This window comes from Rothia sp. P4278 (genome assembly GCF_048512945.1).
In the GTDB taxonomy this organism is placed as follows: domain Bacteria; phylum Actinomycetota; class Actinomycetes; order Actinomycetales; family Micrococcaceae; genus Rothia.
Map to the genome: position 1 here is coordinate 902,411 of NZ_JBLXXU010000001.1, position 16,866 is coordinate 919,276.

At 58.6% G+C, this 16,866-nt stretch carries 14 protein-coding genes; 4 read left to right on the top strand and 10 right to left on the bottom strand.

Translation table 11 applies throughout. From position 1 onward, the window contains the following. Nucleotides 1-193: 193 nt before the first annotated feature. Nucleotides 194-2,107: a propionyl-CoA synthetase gene (locus ACN085_RS04015; RefSeq protein WP_419110704.1), complete on the bottom strand. Its 1,914-nt coding sequence runs from the start codon at nucleotides 2,105-2,107 to the stop codon at nucleotides 194-196. 244 nt (nucleotides 2,108-2,351) lie between these two features. On the opposite strand from ACN085_RS04015, the gene ACN085_RS04020 reads away from it, so the two are divergent. The 4 genes from ACN085_RS04020 to ACN085_RS04035 all read left to right on the top strand — a co-directional run bounded on the left by ACN085_RS04020 (nucleotide 2,352) and on the right by ACN085_RS04035 (nucleotide 6,773). Next, nucleotides 2,352-3,065, top strand: a complete 714-nt coding sequence (locus ACN085_RS04020; RefSeq protein WP_419100010.1) for a GntR family transcriptional regulator — start codon at nucleotides 2,352-2,354, stop codon at nucleotides 3,063-3,065. A gap of 36 nt (nucleotides 3,066-3,101) precedes the next feature. Beyond that, complete coding sequence (locus ACN085_RS04025) at nucleotides 3,102-4,619, top strand: MmgE/PrpD family protein (RefSeq protein WP_419100009.1); 1,518 nt, start codon at nucleotides 3,102-3,104, stop codon at nucleotides 4,617-4,619. Next, nucleotides 4,619-5,539, top strand: a complete 921-nt coding sequence (gene prpB, locus ACN085_RS04030) for a methylisocitrate lyase (protein WP_419100008.1) — start codon at nucleotides 4,619-4,621, stop codon at nucleotides 5,537-5,539. Before ACN085_RS04025 ends, prpB begins: the two co-directional genes overlap by 1 nt. 100 nt (nucleotides 5,540-5,639) lie before the next feature. Next, on the top strand, nucleotides 5,640-6,773 hold the full coding sequence (locus ACN085_RS04035) for a bifunctional 2-methylcitrate synthase/citrate synthase (RefSeq protein WP_419110681.1): 1,134 nt from the start codon (nucleotides 5,640-5,642) through the stop codon (nucleotides 6,771-6,773). 62 nt (nucleotides 6,774-6,835) lie between these two features. Here ACN085_RS04035 and ACN085_RS04040 read toward each other — a convergent pair whose 3' ends face one another. The 9 genes from ACN085_RS04040 to ACN085_RS04080 form a co-directional block, all read right to left on the bottom strand. Continuing rightward, entirely contained in the window at nucleotides 6,836-7,834 is a 999-nt protein-coding gene (locus tag ACN085_RS04040) for a site-specific tyrosine recombinase XerD (RefSeq protein ID WP_419110682.1), read from the bottom strand. Between the two features lie 2 nt (nucleotides 7,835-7,836). Beyond that, entirely contained in the window at nucleotides 7,837-8,580 is a 744-nt protein-coding gene (locus tag ACN085_RS04045; protein WP_419110683.1) for an NUDIX domain-containing protein, read from the bottom strand. Between the two features lie 204 nt (nucleotides 8,581-8,784). Beyond that, on the bottom strand, nucleotides 8,785-10,464 hold the full coding sequence (locus ACN085_RS04050; protein WP_419110705.1) for a CTP synthase: 1,680 nt from the start codon (nucleotides 10,462-10,464) through the stop codon (nucleotides 8,785-8,787). Nucleotides 10,465-10,662: 198 nt separating this feature from the next. Next, nucleotides 10,663-12,369 (bottom strand): DNA repair protein RecN, encoded by a 1,707-nt coding sequence (gene recN / locus ACN085_RS04055; protein WP_419100004.1) that lies wholly within the window; start codon nucleotides 12,367-12,369, stop codon nucleotides 10,663-10,665. 25 nt (nucleotides 12,370-12,394) lie between these two features. Next, the gene (locus tag ACN085_RS04060) at nucleotides 12,395-13,378 is read right to left on the bottom strand and encodes an NAD kinase (protein ID WP_419100003.1); all 984 of its coding nucleotides are present in this window, start codon (nucleotides 13,376-13,378) and stop codon (nucleotides 12,395-12,397) included. Nucleotides 13,379-13,471: 93 nt separating this feature from the next. Next, complete coding sequence (locus ACN085_RS04065) at nucleotides 13,472-14,212, bottom strand: TlyA family RNA methyltransferase (RefSeq protein ID WP_419110684.1); 741 nt, start codon at nucleotides 14,210-14,212, stop codon at nucleotides 13,472-13,474. Between the two features lies 1 nt (nucleotide 14,213). Next, the gene (locus tag ACN085_RS04070) at nucleotides 14,214-14,420 is read right to left on the bottom strand and encodes a hypothetical protein (RefSeq protein WP_419110685.1); all 207 of its coding nucleotides are present in this window, start codon (nucleotides 14,418-14,420) and stop codon (nucleotides 14,214-14,216) included. Continuing rightward, the gene (locus tag ACN085_RS04075; protein ID WP_419110686.1) at nucleotides 14,413-15,402 is read right to left on the bottom strand and encodes an HAD-IIA family hydrolase; all 990 of its coding nucleotides are present in this window, start codon (nucleotides 15,400-15,402) and stop codon (nucleotides 14,413-14,415) included. Before ACN085_RS04075 ends, ACN085_RS04070 begins: the two co-directional genes overlap by 8 nt. After that, entirely contained in the window at nucleotides 15,402-16,649 is a 1,248-nt protein-coding gene (locus ACN085_RS04080) for a hypothetical protein (protein ID WP_419110687.1), read from the bottom strand. The genes ACN085_RS04075 and ACN085_RS04080 overlap by 1 nt, the downstream gene beginning before the upstream one ends. Nucleotides 16,650-16,866 lie beyond the last annotated feature (217 nt).

A 16,866-nucleotide genomic window follows, 5' to 3' on the forward strand; every position in this document is an offset into this window, starting at 1 on the left:
GACTTTTACCTAACAGTCTACTGGCTCAAAGGAGGGCAAGCACACACGGGGGCCTATTCCTCCACACCAAAAGGGGGAACAGCGCCCCAGGGGGGCTGATAAATAAGGTTCTTTGGTCCTGGCTCCGCACAAAAAAGGGGGGTGCCCCCAACCGCCCGCGTCAGGAGGAAGTCAGGAGCACCCCGGGCTGGGCTTAGCCCTTGATGATCTTGGCTATATCGTCAAGTACGCCCATGTCTTCAATGGTTGAGGGCACCTTGTATTCCTCACCATCGGCAATTTGGCGCATGGTCTTTCTCAGAATCTTGCCGGAGCGGGTCTTAGGCAGACCCTCAACGATTTTGACGTCCTTGAAGTCAGCAACAGCGCCGATGTTTTCCCGCACGCTCGCAATCAGCTGGGCAGCCAGCTCTTCTTCGGTAATATCCACCCCGGCTTTGAGAACCACGTAGCCAGCGGGTCGCTGGCCTTTGAGTGGGTCAGCAATACCGATGACGGCGCACTCGGCTACTGCTGGGTGCCCGGCAAGAACCTGTTCCATGGCACCGGTGGAGAGCCTGTGCCCCGAAACGTTGATCACGTCGTCGGTTCTACCCATGACAAACACGTAGCCGTCTTGGTCAACATAGCCGGAGTCACCGGTGGCGTAGTAGCCTTCGAAGGCTTCGAGGTAGGAGGCGATGTAGCGGTCATCATCGCCCCACAGGGTGGGCAAGGTGCCGGGTGGGAGCGGTAGCTTAATAGCCAGGTTGCCTTCCTCCTCCGGCCCAACCGGCTCGCCCATGGGATCGAGCACCTGCAGGTTATAGCCGGGCGAGGGCACCGAGGGGGAACCGGGCTTGAGTGGGAGCGCTTCAAGCCCGCGCGGATTAGCCGCAATCGCCCAGCCGGTTTCGGTCTGCCACCAGTTATCAATCACGGGGACACCCAGTTTCTCGGTAGCCCAGTGGTAGGTTTCTGGGTCAAGCCTTTCGCCAGCCACAAACAGAAGCTCAAGGGAGGAAATATCGTAGGATCCCAGTAGCTCTGCTTCGGGGTCAGCTTTGCGGATAGCCCTCAGTGCGGTGGGCGCGGTGAAGAGTGACTTTACCCCGGCATCCTGAATAACTCGCCAGAAGGCACCGGCGTCAGGGGTACCCACAGGCTTGCCTTCATAAAGCACGGTTGTTGCACCGGCCAGCAGGGGCCCATAGACGATGTAGGAGTGGCCCACAACCCAGCCAACGTCCGAGGCGCACCACATGACCTCTTGCTTGCCAACGTCGTAGATATTCTTCATGGTCCAGGTCAGGGCAACGGCGTGGCCGCCGTTATCGCGCACTACGCCCTTGGGAGAACCGGTCGTTCCCGAGGTGTAAAGGATGTACAGGGGGTCAGTTGCAGTGACGGGTACCGGCCCATGCGGGCTAGCCTGCTCTGTAGCCTTTCCCCAGTCCTGCCAGGTCACGTCCGTGCCTTGCTTCTGGGCGCGTGCTGCGGCATCGTCTACCGAATGTTCAAAGCCTTCGCGGGCAAAGACAAAGACCGTGTGAGGCTTAGCTTCTGCTAGTTCCAGTGCTTTTTCAACTGCCGGGATGTATTCAATGTGACGGCGGGGTTCAATGCCGCCGGATGCGGTAAGTACCACGCCGGGTTGACAGTCATTGATACGACTGGCTAGTTCGTTGGGAGCAAAGCCACCAAAGACCACAGAGTGCACAGCGCCCAGCCGTGCCACAGCCAGCATGGCCACAGCAGCTTGCGGAATCATGGGCATGTAAATGAGGACGCGGTCCCCTTGAGCTACTCCAGCCGATGCGAGCGCTCCCGCCAGCTGTTCGACCTGCTCTTTGAGCTCGGCGTAAGTGATCTGTTGGCGGGTACCCAGCATGGCTGAGTCGTAGATAATAGCGGTTTGGTCACCCTTGCCCGCTTGGACATGCCTGTCTACAGCGTTGTAGCAGGTGTTGAGTTGCCCATCGGGGAACCAGCGGTAGATAGGTTCAGCTGAGCTATCCAGGGCTGTGTGCGGAGGCCTATCCCAGTGGATGGCTTGCGCTTGGGTTAACCAGAAGCCCTCTGGGTTGTCGATACTGTCGCGGTAGGTTTCACTGTAGGTTGTCACCAGGGGCACTCCTTCAGGACTGTGGGACTGTTTGTTGTGGAGGTAAGTGACTCCAACCTAGTGCTGAGGGTCACACTTAAGCAAGAGTTTGTATACAAAAAATTGCCCTAGACCCAAAAATGACACAAATATTTCGCCATAAACCATATTTTTTAAACTTTATGTATACAAAATCCCCGGCGGTGTTTTAGAGTAATCCCATCTGCACACCAGTGCTAGAAGTCATAGTTGAGCTGGAGAGGTAGCCATGAAAGCAGGCGAGCTTGCCTATCAAAGTTTGCGTAGCAACATCATGGAGGGAATGCTGGCCCCCGGCTCTGTGATTGCTGAAGTCGAGCAGTCTGAACGGCTGGGAGTCTCACGCACCCCTGTCCGGGAAGCAATTTCCCGGCTCCTTGCTGAGGGGTTAGCTGAACCGGCCCCTGGGCGGGGCGTAATTGTTGCTCCGATTTCTCTGGCCAATGTCTACTCCCTCTTTGAATTGCGGACCAGCTTGGACTGTACTGCAGCAGCCCTAGCCGCCCGCCGCGGTAACCCTCTAACTTTCCGTCAGCTTGCCAGCGCCTTTGAGCAAGCTGCCCTTGAGCTACACCAAGGCAGTAGCCAGCTGGCCGAATACTATGCACTCGTTGATGAGCTTGACAGCGCAATCGACAGGGCTGCGGATAACCGCTACCTGCACCAGGCCCAAGCCTCCCTGCGAACCCAGCTGACCCGCATCCGCAAGCTCTCCAAGGCCAACCCTATTCGGCTGGCCCAAGCAGCTGAGGAACACGCGCAGATAGCCCGGTGCATCGCCTCAGGAGATCAGCAGTTAGCCGAGGCCGCCGTCCGGCTCCACCTGGCCAAGGCTCTCTATGCCATTGAGGAGGCGGCAAACTCACAAAACCAACAGATCCAGTTCGAGCAGTCCCCGCCTCAGCCTTCGACTATCACCGCAGGATCAGCCACCACAGCCTAAAACCAAGTAACCCACTGTTGTTGAAAGGATCATTCCATGACCGTTACACACGAAGTTCGTGTCTACCGTTCCGATGAGAACCTACCCCGCGAGGAGCAGCTAGCCTATAAGCTCGCCCAGCTAGCAACCGACCCTGTTGAGGTGCTCCCCGAGGTTGAAGAGATGGTCATTAACCGCATCATCGATAATGCATCGGTGGCTATCGCTTCGCTCAATCGCGGCCCCATTATCTCTGCCCGCGACCAGGCGCTCACTCACGCCCACTCCCCCAACGGTAGCGGCGCGACAATTTTTGGTGTCCCCGCCACGACCAAGGTTTCCCCCGAGTGGGCAGCCTGGGCCAACGGTGTTGCCGTGCGCGAGCTGGACTACCACGACACTTTCCTGGCTGCTGAGTATTCCCACCCCGGCGACAACATTCCGCCCATACTGGCTGTTGCCCAGCACACCGGTCGCAGCGGGTACGACCTTATTCGTGGCATCGCTACCGGCTACGAAGTTCAGGTAGACCTGGTCAAAGCAATCTGCCTGCACAAGCACAAGATTGACCACGTTGCCCACATCGGCCCCTCCGCTGCCGCAGGAATCGGTACCCTTCTGGGGCTGGATACCGAGACTATCTTCCAGGCCATTGGCCAGGGTTTGCACACCACCACCGCTACCCGCCAGTCACGTAAGGGCGAGATTTCTACCTGGAAAGCCCACGCTCCTGCTTTCGCCGGAAAAATGGCTGTTGAAGCTGTTGACCGTGCCATGCGCGGGCAGACCTCCCCGGTTCCCATTTACGAGGGTGAAGACGGCGTGATTGCCTGGATGCTAGATGGCCCCGATGCCCGTTACCAGGTTCCGCTCCCCGCGCCCGGTGAGCCCAAGCGCGCTATCTTGGATACCTACACCAAGGAACACTCCGCCGAGTACCAGGCCCAGGCCTGGATCGATTTGGCTCGCAAGCTCCACAAGGAACACCCGGAACTTACCGACCCGCAAAATGTTGAGTCCATTGTTCTGCATACCTCACACCACACCCACTACGTCATTGGCTCAGGCGCTAACGACCCGCAGAAGTACGACCCCAGCGCAACCCGCGAAACCCTTGACCATTCGATTCCCTACATCTTTACCGTCATGCTCCAGGACGGCCAATGGGATCACCTAGCCTCCTACGCCCCCGAACGGGCCCAGCGCCCCGACACCGTAGAGCTCTGGCATAAGGTCACCACCGCAGAAGATGCTGAGTGGACCCGCCGCTACCACTCCAAGGACCCGGCAGAAAAGGCCTTTGGCGGGCGTGCAGAAATCAAGCTAACCAACGGTGAAACTCTGATTGAGGAAATCGCGGTAGCCGACGCTCACCCGCTCGGGGCCCGCCCCTTCGCTCGCGCCGACTATATCAAGAAGTTCCGCACTCTAGCCGCAGGTCAAGTCTCTGAGGAGGAGCAGGACCGCTTCCTCACCGCCGTAGAAAACCTGGCCCAGCTAGGTGCCGGTGAACTTGATGCCCTCAACATCACCGCCTCCCTTGACCTTCAAACCGGAGCGAAAGGTATCTTCTAATGCTTTACTCATCGAAAACCGCCACTCAAAAACGCCAGGATTTGCGCGCCATGCTGGCAAGCAACCAGATTCGCCAGTTCCCGGGAACCTACACCCCTCTCTCAGCCCGCCTGATTGAAGAGAAGAACTTTGACGGCATCTACATCTCCGGTGCAGTGCTGGCCAATGAGCTAGGTTTTCCCGACGTCGGGCTGACCACTCTGACCGAGGTCGCTCAGAGGGCCGGGCAGATTGCCCGCGTCACCAACCTACCGGCTATCGTCGATGCTGACACCGGTTTTGGCGAACCCATGAACGTGGCCCGAACTATCCAAGAGTTCGAGGAACACGGGCTGGCCGGTTGCCATATTGAGGATCAGTTCAACCCCAAGCGGTGCGGCCACCTGGATAACAAGAACATGGTTGACCTGGAAACCGCGACCAAGCGAATCCGGGCGGCAGCCGAAGCCCGCAGGGACGAGAACTTCCTGATTATGGCCCGGACCGACCTGCGTGGCACCTCTTCACTGGCAGAGACCATCGACCGCATCAAGGCCCTGGTCGATGCCGGCGCCGATGCAATCTTCCCCGAGGCCATGAAGAACCTGGACGAGTTCAAGGCTGTCTGCGATGCCGTCCAGGTGCCGGTCTTGGCCAATATGACCGAGTTCGGGAAGAGCCAGCTCTACACCAAAGACCAGCTTGCTCAAGCCGGTATTTCTCTCATTATCTACCCGGTTACTCTGCTCCGCTCCTCACTGGGGGCCATGGAACGGGTACTGGAAACCATCGAATCCGATGGAACCCAAGAAGCCGCTGTAGACCAGATGCTCACCCGTTCGCGTCTCTACGAACTGGTCGATTACGAAGGCTACAACCACTTTGACACCGGCATCTTCAATTTCGAGGTACCCGGAAAATTTGGGGAATCAACGAACTAACCCCGCCTCAGGGCAGGGGCCGGGTAGTTTTTGCTCGGCCCCTACCCAGACCAAACATAGTTCGGGTGCATCGTTTCACCCCATCACAAGGAGATACACCATGACTGACAAAGACGTCGCTAAGGGTCTTGCCGGTGTTGTTGCCGACTACACCGCGATCTCAAAGGTCAATGCCCAAACCAACTCCCTGCTCTATCGCGGCTACCCCGTCCAGGAACTTGCTACTCTTCCTTTTGAGCAGGTAGCCCTGCTCCTCTGGAACGGCGAGCTACCCACCGATGAACAGCTTGCAGAGTTCACCGCTTTTGAACGCTCCCACCGAGCACTGCCACCGGCCCTCAAAGCTGTTATCGATGCTCTGCCTCTGGACAGTCACCCCATGGACGTGTGCCGCACAGCCGTCTCTTTCCTGGGGGCCTGCCACCCGGAGAGCGAAGATTCAGCCCCTGAGGCTGAGCTGGGCAAAGCCTGGGAGCTTTTTGCGGTCATGCCCGCTGTGGTCTGCTACGACCAGCGCCGCCGGCGAGGTCAGGAACTCCTTGAGCCCCGCGATGATCTGGACTACTGCGATAATTTCCTCTACATGGCCTTTGGCCAGGTCCCGGCCCCCGAAGTCAAAACTGCCTTCAACGTCTCGATGGTCATGTACGCCGAGCACTCTTTCAACGCTTCCACCTTCACAGCCCGCGTGATTACATCGTCCCTGTCTGATCTGCACTCAGCTGTCACCGGCGCAATCGGAGCCCTCAAGGGTCCCCTGCACGGCGGCGCTAACGAGGCAGTTCAGCACACCTTCGATGAAATCGGTGTCATTGCTGGCGAGTCCCAGGCCGCTGCCAAGGCACGTGCTAAGGAATGGATGGAGGCCGCTCTGGCCCAGAAAAAGAAGATTATGGGCTTTGGCCACCGCGTCTACAAGAACGGAGATTCCCGCGTACCCACCATGCAGAAATCGTTCTTTGACATGGTGCAGTACTATGACCGCTCAGATGTCATTGGCCTCTACCAGGGCCTGGCAGAAGCAATGGACGAGGCAAAGGGGATCAAGCCCAATCTGGACTACCCCGCTGGGCCTACCTACCATCTGATGGGCTTTGATACCCCCACCTTTACCCCCATCTTTGTGGCCTCCCGACTGACCGGGTGGACCGCCCACATTCTGGAGCAGCGAGCCGCTAACTCACTGATTAGGCCGCTCTCAGCCTACCGGGGTGTCGATGAGCGCCACCTCTAAACCCGCACCATAGCCCGCCGACCTGCCCGGGAGCTAGTTATAGCGCCCGGGGCAGGTGCCTTTTATCGGGCACGCGGGTGACTGGCGGCAAAAACTTCACGCAGGGTATCTGCGGTGACCTTGGTGTAGACCTGGGTGGTGGTCACGGAGGCATGCCCCAGAAGCTCTTGTACCACCCTGATATCTGCCCCGCCTTCAAGCAGGTGAGTGGCAAATGAGTGCCGCAGGGTGTGCGGTGAAATCTCGGCCCGAATTTTTACTCTTTGGGCGTGCTTCTTGAGGACCAGGTAGGCCCCCTGCCGGGTTATCCGCGCGCCGTCCCGCCCATTCAGGAACAGGGCAGGGGTGCCCTTACCCTTAGCAGCCAGGGCGGGTCTGCCGCGCACCAGGTAGTCTTCAATGGCTCTGCTTGCATAAGAGCCCACCGGCACCACCCGTTCTTTACTGCCCTTACCAAACAGGCGCACCACAGCGGGCAGGGCTGAGTCTGACTGGTTTCGGTCTATCACAACATCATCGAGGTCCACGTTGATGGCTTCGCTAATGCGGGCCCCGGTGGAGTAGAGAAACTCCAGGAGTGCCCTATCCCGTAGCCCCGCAGGCGTGGCCGGGTCAGGGCTTTCCAGTAAACGTGTAATGTCGCTCAGCGGTACCGCTTTGGGGAGCCGGGCACCCGGTGTGGGTGGCCGCACGGTAGAGGCAGCGTTAGTGGCTGTCATGGCCTCAAGCAACCAAAATTTGTGAGCGCCTCTGACAGCACTAATCACCCGGGCGATAGACCTCTGGGATAGCGGATTCCCGCCCCCAGCAGGTGGAGTGGCACAATCAGCGGCAAAGTCACGCACGTGCTTTTTGGTGATGTTCTTGGGGTCGATAATTCCGACGCTATCAAGGTAAACACTGTAGCGGATTAGGTCTCGCCGGTAGGAGGCCAGCGTGTTGGCGGCCAGGCCACGCTCAATGGCCAGGTGGTTGAGGTAGGCCTCCACCGCCTGGTCGAGTGGGGTCAGCGCTTCTGGCTCCTTGCGCGTTCTTCCCCCCAGGTTGCGGGGTTGCTCCATGCCTAGAGGCCCTCTGCCGGTCTGATCTCACCGCGATAGTTAGGCTCGCGCAGGGCTGGGTGGGCGGTGAAAGGAGCATCGGTGGAGTATAGGGTTTCAAAGTTCCGCCGGGCCGCTGCATCCAGCGCCAGGATAGCATTAGTTGAGGCCGCGTTGTGGATACGTCCGGCGAGGACAGCCTCCACGGCTTGGTCCAGAGGCACCCAGCGCAGCACGATTTCTGACTCCTCGTGGACGCGGTCTTCGCGCTCTTCGGCGGGAATCTGACTCAGGTTCCGGGCCAGGTAGATGCGGCAGGTCTCCCCCATACCCCCGGGCGAGTTGTAGAACTCCATGAGGGTGTCCCACCGTTCAGCACGAAGGTCTGTTTCTTCAGCCAACTCACGGGCGGCGGCTTCAAGCGGTGGCTCACCGTCAATATCGAGCAGGCCCGCCGGGATTTCCCACAGGTTAGCCCTCACGGGGTGACGGTACTGGTTAATGAGGAGCACTTCCTTAAGGTCATTGAGTGCAATCACAGCCACCGCCCCGGGGTGGAGCAAGAAGTCCCGTTCAAAGGGAGTATCGCCAGGAGTCAGTGCAATTCCTTCGCGTACAACATCCCAGACATACCCCTCAAATTTGGTCGTACGACTGGTGACATAACGGGGGTTAGCAATATCCGCGATGCCCTCCTGCCCGGCTGCGAGCGCAGCGGCATCGATCCGGTCAGCTGTTCCGATGTCATAGTTAAGGTTCTTTTGCATGGGTCTGCCCTTCTGCCGTGTTCAACCCGTTTTGTTCTCTTCAACCCTACCCGGTCGGTGGCACCGCCCCAAGGGCGGGTCCAGCTGGGTTCTTTTGAAAGCAGTCCCTGGTAGCGGGATATGTTCGGCAAGGCTCAAGGCCCCGGCTATTTTCTGGGGAAAAAATAACCGGGGCCTCTTCTAGTACCTAGGCAAGAGTGGCAGTTAGGCCTTGCGTGCTTGCAGCGCCGCCTTTATCAGCCCGGAAAAGAGCGGGTGCGGCTTGGTCGGGCGTGAACGGTACTCGGGGTGAGCCTGAGTTGCGATGTAGTAGGGGTGCTCGCTAACGGGTAGTTCTACGAACTCAACCAGGGAGGAATCCGGGGAGGTGCCCGAAATAACTAGACCTGCTTCTTCAAGCTGGGCGCGGTAGTCGTTGTTGACTTCGTAGCGGTGGCGGTGACGTTCCGACACTTCGGTCGCACCGTAGATGCTAGCAGCCAGGGAGCCCTCAGCCAGGTGCGCAGGGTAAAGGCCCAGGCGCATGGTTCCACCCAGGTCGCCTGCACCCTCAACGTAGGCTTTCTGCTCTTCAATGGTGGCAATCAGGGGTGAGGCAGTCTCGGGGTCAAACTCGGTGGATGATGCATCGGTAATGCCCAGGACGTTGCGCGCATACTCTAGGACCATGGACTGGAGGCCTAAGCAGATACCTAGGGTGGGAATCTTGTTCTGGCGGGCATGACGCAGGGCACCGATCTTGCCATCCAGGCCACGGATACCGAAGCCACCGGGTACGAGCACAGCGTCTATGCCGCGAAGCTGATGGGCGGCGTCCTCGGGGCTTGAGCAGAGGTCTGCGGCTACCCACTTGATGTTTACCTTGGCGTCGTTAGCGAAGCCACCGGCACGCAGGGCCTCAGTCACCGACAGGTAAGCGTCGGGCAGGTCAATGTACTTACCAACCAGCGCGACGTGGACCTCGGTCTTGGGGGTGTGTACCGCGCTCAGCAGCTTATCCCACTGGGTGAAGTCAAGGGGCTGAGCTTCGATGCCCAGGTAGTCCAAGATGTAGGTGTCCAGCTTCTGGCTGTGCAGGGTCTTGGGAATGTCATAGATGCTGGGCGCATCGGCGCAGGAGATAACGGCCTCGGGTTCTACGTCGCAGGCGTTACCAATCTTGACCTTGTGCGATTCGGGAACTTCGCGTTCACAGCGCAGAATCAGGCCGTCGGGAATGATGCCCAGGCCGCGCAGGGCCGCAACAGAGTGCTGGGTGGGCTTGGTTTTTAGTTCGCCGGAGGGCCCGATAAAGGGCACCAGCGATACGTGCAGGAAGAAGACGTTACGGCGGCCCAGATCGCGGCGGACCTGGCGTGCGGCTTCGAGGAAGGGCAGCGATTCGATATCACCTACAGTGCCGCCAATTTCGGTGATGATGATGTCGGGGGCGTTCTCGTCTTCAGCAGGCAGACGCATGCGGCGTTTAATTTCGTCAGTGATGTGCGGGATAACCTGTACGGTGTCGCCCAGGTATTCGCCGCGGCGTTCCTTGGCGATCACGTGGGAGTAGACCTGGCCGGTTGTGACGTTAGCGGACTGGCTGAGATTTTCGTCTAGGAACCGCTCATAGTGACCGATATCGAGGTCGGTTTCAGCGCCGTCGTCGGTCACAAAGACTTCACCGTGCTGGAAGGGGTTCATGGTGCCGGGGTCGACGTTGAGATAGGGGTCAAGCTTCTGCATGGTCACAGAAAGACCACGGGAGCGGAGGAGCCGGCCTAGAGATGAGGCGGAAAGGCCTTTGCCGAGAGATGATGCCACGCCACCGGTCACGAAGATCTGGCGGGTGACTTTACCGTTGTTTGATGTCTGAGTATCTACCACGGAATTCCAGCTTATCACCACTTTGGCCTGAATGGTTTCGCGGGACTTATCTTTATGTAAAATCACGTTTTCCCGTTCAGGAAAATCCGCGAAAACCGCACTAAGAAGAGCGGTTAAGGCGGATATTTTGTGGCCTCTGCCCTGGCTGACTGCCAGCAATCTCTCGTAGCAGTTCATTGTTCCTGCAGCTAAAGTTCTGAGGCCGGTACTCTCCTTTTAAAGCTGGCCAGCGTTCTGTAGTAGCTCGCGGGCGTGTTCTTGTGCGGCCGCCGATTGGTCGTGTCCAGAGAGCATACGGGCAAGTTCCACTACTCGCTCCTCGGACGAAAGTACCTGGACCTTAGAGAGGGAACCGTCATCGTTTTTACGCACCAGAATGTGTTGGTCGGCAAAGGCCGCGACCTGGGGCAGGTGGGTAACCACCAGTACCTGCACGTTCTTGGCCAGCATGGCAAGGCGACGGCCGATCTCGATAGCGGCTTTACCGCCCACGCCTGAGTCCACCTCGTCAAAGATAAAGGTGGGTACGGGGTCTACCTCAGAGAGTACAACTTCTAGTGCCAGCATGACACGGGAGAGCTCACCGCCCGAGGCCCCCTTACCCAGCGGCCTGGGAACAGCCTGCCGGTGGGGAGCCAGCATAAAGGTCACGGAGTCTTTGCCAAACCGGTGGAACTTCTCGGTTTCTTCTACCTGTACGACCAGTGAGGCGTTGGGCATGGCCAGAGCTGTCAGTTCTTCGCTCACCGCCAGGGCCAGCTTACGGGCGGCCTTGGACCGTAGCTCAGTGAGTTGGCTAGCCTGATTCCCCAGCGTTTCACGGAGCTGGCGGAGTTCGCTCTCCAGAGCCTCTTGGCGGGCCGGGTCATCGGTGAGAGTTGCAAGTCGGGCGCGTGATTCCTCAGCCCAGGCAAGGACCTCAGCAATATCGGCCCCATATTTGCGGGTCAGGGTTTTGAGCGCGGCACGTCGGTTCTCTACCTCGGCCAAGCGCTCGGGGCCTTCGCTATCTAACCCAGAGGTGTAGGCGGAGATTTCCTCGGCAATATCGGTGACATGAATCAGAGCCTCGTTCAAACGCCCTGCTAGCGAGGCTAAATCTGCGTCAGCTTCAGCCTCAGCGGCCAGGGCGGACCGGGCCACATCGAGCAGTCCCAGCACATTTGGGGCATCGGCGTCTGCGTACTCACTGCCGGCCAGAGCTCTTGCTGCTGTGCTTGCGGCCAGCCGCAAAGACTCCACATTGGTTAGCTTCTGGCTCTCAATTCTTAGGGCTTCGTCTTCGCCGTCGGTAGGCGCGACCGAATCGATTTCGGCAAGTGCACCTTGAAGGGTCTGAGCTTCGAGAGCACGCGCCCTGGTGTTTTCGCGGACGTCACGCAGTTCTCCGGCGGCCTTGCGGTAGCGCTCATAGTTGAGGGTATAGCTTGCTAAGAGCTTTTCCAGTTTCTTACCGGCATAAGCATCTAGGGCAGCCCGCTGTTCGGCGGCATCTTTAAGCCGTAGTTGGTCTGACTGACCATGGACCGCGACCAGGGTGTGCCCAATATCAGCCAGCGTCCCGATAGGGGCAGAAACCCCACCAACGTGAGCGCGAGAACGCCCCGTGGCGCTCACGGTTCGGGCTAGCAGTAACTCCGAGCTACCGCCGTCGAGCTCTTCGACCGCTCCCCCAGCTTCTTCTGCCAGGTGGAGGGCGCGGTGCCCCTGTGGCAGACGGATAACGGCTTCAGCCAACGCATTTTTTGCACCGTTGCGCACGCTAGAAGCATCGGAACGAGCGCCCAGAAGCATGCCGAGGGCGGTCACGACCATGGTCTTACCGGCACCGGTTTCGCCGGTGAGCACCGAGAACCCCGGTTCAAGGGGTAGGCGAGCATCGGTGATCACGCCTAGGTCACGCAGATGGATTTCTTCAATCACGGGTGTGCATCTCTTCCGGGTATAGTTACTGAGCGCTGACTTGGGGCAGTGTACTGGTGGCCGGGCCCAGGGAATGGGGGCCACGCCAGCCGGCGATAGGCAGTTCAAATTTTTTGACCAGGCGCTCCGAGAAAGGCGCCGGGTGCATACGGGCCAAACGTACCGGCTTAGCAGAGCGGGTTACTTCAACGCGGGCACCCGGGGGCAGGTCGCTGGTTCGGCGGCCGTCGCACCAGAGCACGCCCTCAGCACCGTTGGTGGATACCAGCTCCACGGCCATCATGGAGGTGGGCGCGGTAACTAGGGGGCGGGCAAAGAGCGCGTGAGCCGATAGGGGAACCATCAGCATAGCTTCAACGCTGGGCCAAACCACGGGTCCACCACCGGAGAAGGCGTAGGCGGTGGAGCCTGTTGGTGTTGCGAGCACCACGCCATCACAGCCAAAAGACGAGAGTGGGCGGCGGTCCACTTCAACGACTACTTCGATCATTTTTTCGCGGTTGCCCTTTTCAACGCTGGCCTCGTTGAGGGCCCAGGTATCAAGGATCTTAGTTCGCCCGTCCCACACTTTGACGTCAATAGCCATGCGTTCTTCAACGGTGTAGGCACCGGATACGACACGTTCAATCGTCTCGGCGAGGTCTACTTCCTCGGCTTCGGCCAGGAAGCCAACATGGCCGAGGTTAACGCCGATCAGAGGAATCTGGGTATGCCGAATCATCTCGGCAGCTCGCAGAATTGAGCCATCACCGCCTAAGACCATGCCAAGCTCAATGTCTTTGAGAGCCACGCTTTCGTGGGCTACCGCTACAGGTACGGGGTTCTCCCACTTTTCAGTCAGAGCCTCTAAGTCGGCACGGTTCATTACGGGAACCAGGCCGGCTTGGTAGAGCTGGGTACAGGTTGCGCGGGCGGCATCACGGGCCTCAAGACGACCGGTGTGGGCAAAGACCAGTATCTTGCGTTCACCGGCCAGGGGCTTGGGAGCTGAGTTTGCTGTTTCCTTCACCTTTTTAGGCTAACTGACAGCCCGAGGTTTTAGGGGCTTTTAAGCCCGGCAACACACATTTTTTCGAATATTTATTCGATTCCTGGTGTCAGGTTAGTATTCTAGAGGCTTACGGCACCAGAGGAAGAACTCCACATTACCGTCCTGCCCGGGCAGAGGGCTGGTTTCTTCCCCAAGAACTTCCAGACCCACAGCTTGAGCTGAGGCGCGGACACGGGCCACTGCTTCGGCTCGCGCGGCTGGGTCTGTTACGACACCACCTTTGCCAATGCGCGCTGGTCCTACCTCAAACTGGGGTTTGACCATCAGGAGCAGGTCACCGCCAGCAGCGGTTGCTCCTGCCAGCGGCCCAAGAACCTTAGTCAGGGAAATAAAGCTGAGGTCAGATACTGTGAGGTCCACTTGCCCGCCAATATCTTCAGGGCTCATGTGGCGCACGTTCATTCCCTCATAGACGGCAACATCCGGGTGGTTACGTATCTCGGGAACAAGCTGGTCGTGGCCTACGTCCACCGCGGCAACCCACGATGCCCCCCGGCGCAGCAAAACATCGGTGAAGCCGCCGGTCGAAGCGCCTGCGTCAAGGCAGCGCTTACCTACTACGGTCAGCCTGGGGAAAGCGTCGAGAGCACCGGCAAGCTTGTGTCCAGCTCGGCTGACGTACTCGGTGAGCTCGCTCCTGCGGACGCTGACCTTATCAGCTTCGTGCACCTTGTGGGAGGCTTTCTGCACGGTTTGCCCGTTGACGCTAATGTGCCCGGCGTTAATCATTTTGGCAGCCAGGGTGCGTGAACGGGTGATGCCTGCTTGTACCATGTACTGGTCTAGCCGCACGCTACAGTTCCTTGCTCTCTGGTGCCCCGTGCTTATACAGCTCGTCTTGCAGGCTCTGGACCAGGCGGCTTAACCGCTCGATACGTTCGGTGGGGTCGCAGGCAAGAGTCGCGGCAAGTTCTGCCTCAAACTCAGGGTCTAGGCTCACATCGGTCGTCGAGTCTTTAGTCGAATCGGCAGATATTGTTTCGGCCTGGAGTTTAGCCACGGTGTATATCCTTGGGGGAAGTGGGTTCACTCGCATGGGGGTGCTTGGCCCACCATGCCGCGCAGGCTACTCGCCAGCTATCGAGGTCGCTCCCCTGCCCCTGCAGGTGAATTTCCTCATCTCTTGCTAGAGCGGTCCAGCCAGCGCCTCGAGCCTCAATGCCGGTTTCGGCTTCTTGAAGCTGGATATGGGGGTAGGTCTCAAAGAAGCCGTTGAGGTCTTCCAAGATATAGGTGGGGCGTTCTCCGGGGATGGCGGCCAGAATGGTCTGGAAGGTCTCAACACCGGTCATCACAACAGCGGTTGCCATACCCGCTCGGTTACCGCCTTGGATGTCGGTGTCCAGGCGGTCCCCTACTACTAGGGGCTTGTGGGCGCCGAGTTTCTGGGCAGCTGTTTCAAAGATGGGGGTCTCGGGTTTACCGGCGACCAGGGGCTTGCGCCCGGTGGCTCTTGCTACCGCTGCAACCAGTGTGCCGTTGCCGGGAGCAAAACCGCGTTCTTTAGGGATAGTGAAGTCGGTATTAGATGCCACCCAGAGCACCGAATGATCAGCAAGGGTGTAGGAGGCCTCAGCCAGGTCTTCCCAGCACATCTTGGGGTTGAAACCCTGGGCCACGGCAAGGGGTTCATCGGCCTGGCTGGTCACGGGCCTTAGACCCTCTGCAGCTACACAATCTGCTAGAGCCTGTGCACCGGTAATTAGAACCTTAGAGCCTGCCGGTAGCTGGGTAGCCAGTAGGTGAGCGGCTGCCTGGGCTGAGCTGACCACGTGATCAGCATCGGTTTTGACTCCTAGCTCAACCAGGTGGTCTGCAACTGTTTGCACGCTACGGGAGGCATTGTTGGTGACAAATGCAAGGGTGATGCCCTGCTCCTGGGCGCGGTTAAGCGCTTGGGGTGCTCCCTCAATGGCGTAGGGGCCAGCGTAAACTACGCCATCAAGGTCGGACAGGATAGCGTCGTATGCGGCTAGCAGCATTAGGCTTCGTCCTCTATGGGTGCTTCATGGTCAGCGGAGACTTGGTGGAGGTTTTCCTCTTCAGTCTCTTCTTCACTGACCACGGCTTCAGCTGTGGTGAGCCCTTCTTGAGCGTCATCAAGGCCGGCTACTGGGTCTTCTGCTTGGCTAGTTTCCTGGTCGGAAGGTTCCGATTCCTGGCTCTGGGCTTCAGCGGCTTCAAGGTCTACTGAAACTTCCTCAGGTTCAAGCAAATCTTCTTCGGTGAAGATGTCAAAGATTTCGGGCTCCACGAAGTCGCCCTGGCCCAGTGCGGCCTCAGTCATGAGCGCTAGACGGGCCCAGCGGGCCGCTTCTTTGGTTCGGCCATCCTGCTGCAGCAGTTCAGCGTAGGCCTTGAATAGGCGGGGTGAGTAGTCATAGCCGCGCTTGGGGTTAAGCTCGGGAATTTCGAGGGCAGAGATAGCCTTTGAGAGTTCGCCCCGGTCAAGGTAGATACCGGAGACAACAATTGCTACCTCTGAACGTACGGCTGCGGGTACTTCCTCTTGGTTGGCCTCATCGGCCAAGGTAAGTGCCTTATCAACCCTACCCAGGGCGCGTTCGCAGTCCACTAGCAGGGCAAGGTGGTCATGAGAACCGGAGATACGGCGGTGGGTGCGGAGCTCACGCAGGGCAAGCCCAAAGTTTTCTGCTGCGTAGGCGGCAATGCCTACGACTTCGCGGACGACGCCGATACGGCCTGCTCGTTTAGAGGCAGCGATCGCGTGTTCGAGTGCGAAGTCGGGGTCAATATCGAGGTAACGCCCAACCATGACCAGGTGCTTAGCTACGGTCTCTGCGTTCTGGGCTTCGAGCTGGCGTAGAGCACGCAGAGTCCAGTTCTCTAGCTCTTTCCCGGTAACGTCTGTGTCAATCTCGGGTGCCTTCTTGGAAGGCCTGTAGTCGGTTTTTTCAGCCTCTCGGTCCTTGTAGCCTTGCTTACTATCGCGGTCAAAGTCACGGCGGGGGCCGTTGGAGTTGCGATCTTTGGAGAATCTGTCCTTCCTTGGACCGTTGGAGTTGCGGTCGTCGTAGCGCTTTCCGCCACGCTGTGAGTCAAAGTGTTTCTTCTTCTCGCCGCGGAAGGGGCTCTCACCCTCCTGCTTGCGGTAGCCGCCTTCGGTGCGGTCTCCGTAGCTACGTTTACTGTTAGAGGAGTTCTGGGGCCTGCTCTTCTTGTATCCACCTCGGTTAGATTCTGAGTGGTTGCGTGAGTAATCAGCCAAGTGTTCTCCTCTATAGTGTTCTGTTATCCGGGCTAACTGTCTTGCCCTGTGCTGGACGCTGGCTTCTAGTTTATCGGGCTTAGTATCTACTTGCGTAGTGGGGTAGACAGGTTTGGGGTGCGTTTTCAGGCACATCCGTTGTCAAGATAGAGCTTGGGTATAGCTGGACACTGTTTTCTTATTAAACAAAAAGGGGGGTCAGGTCACCAAACCCCAC

Coding starts and splice junctions, on each gene's coding strand:
- ACN085_RS04020 (WP_419100010.1), top strand. CDS start 2,352: ATGAAAGCAGGCGAGCTTGCCTATCAAAGTTTGCGTAGCAACATCATG.
- ACN085_RS04025 (WP_419100009.1), top strand. CDS start 3,102: ATGACCGTTACACACGAAGTTCGTGTCTACCGTTCCGATGAGAACCTA.
- prpB (WP_419100008.1), top strand. CDS start 4,619: ATGCTTTACTCATCGAAAACCGCCACTCAAAAACGCCAGGATTTGCGC.
- ACN085_RS04035 (WP_419110681.1), top strand. CDS start 5,640: ATGACTGACAAAGACGTCGCTAAGGGTCTTGCCGGTGTTGTTGCCGAC.
- ACN085_RS04040 (WP_419110682.1), bottom strand. CDS start 7,834: ATGGAGCAACCCCGCAACCTGGGGGGAAGAACGCGCAAGGAGCCAGAA.
- ACN085_RS04045 (WP_419110683.1), bottom strand. CDS start 8,580: ATGCAAAAGAACCTTAACTATGACATCGGAACAGCTGACCGGATCGAT.
- ACN085_RS04075 (WP_419110686.1), bottom strand. CDS start 15,402: ATGCTGCTAGCCGCATACGACGCTATCCTGTCCGACCTTGATGGCGTA.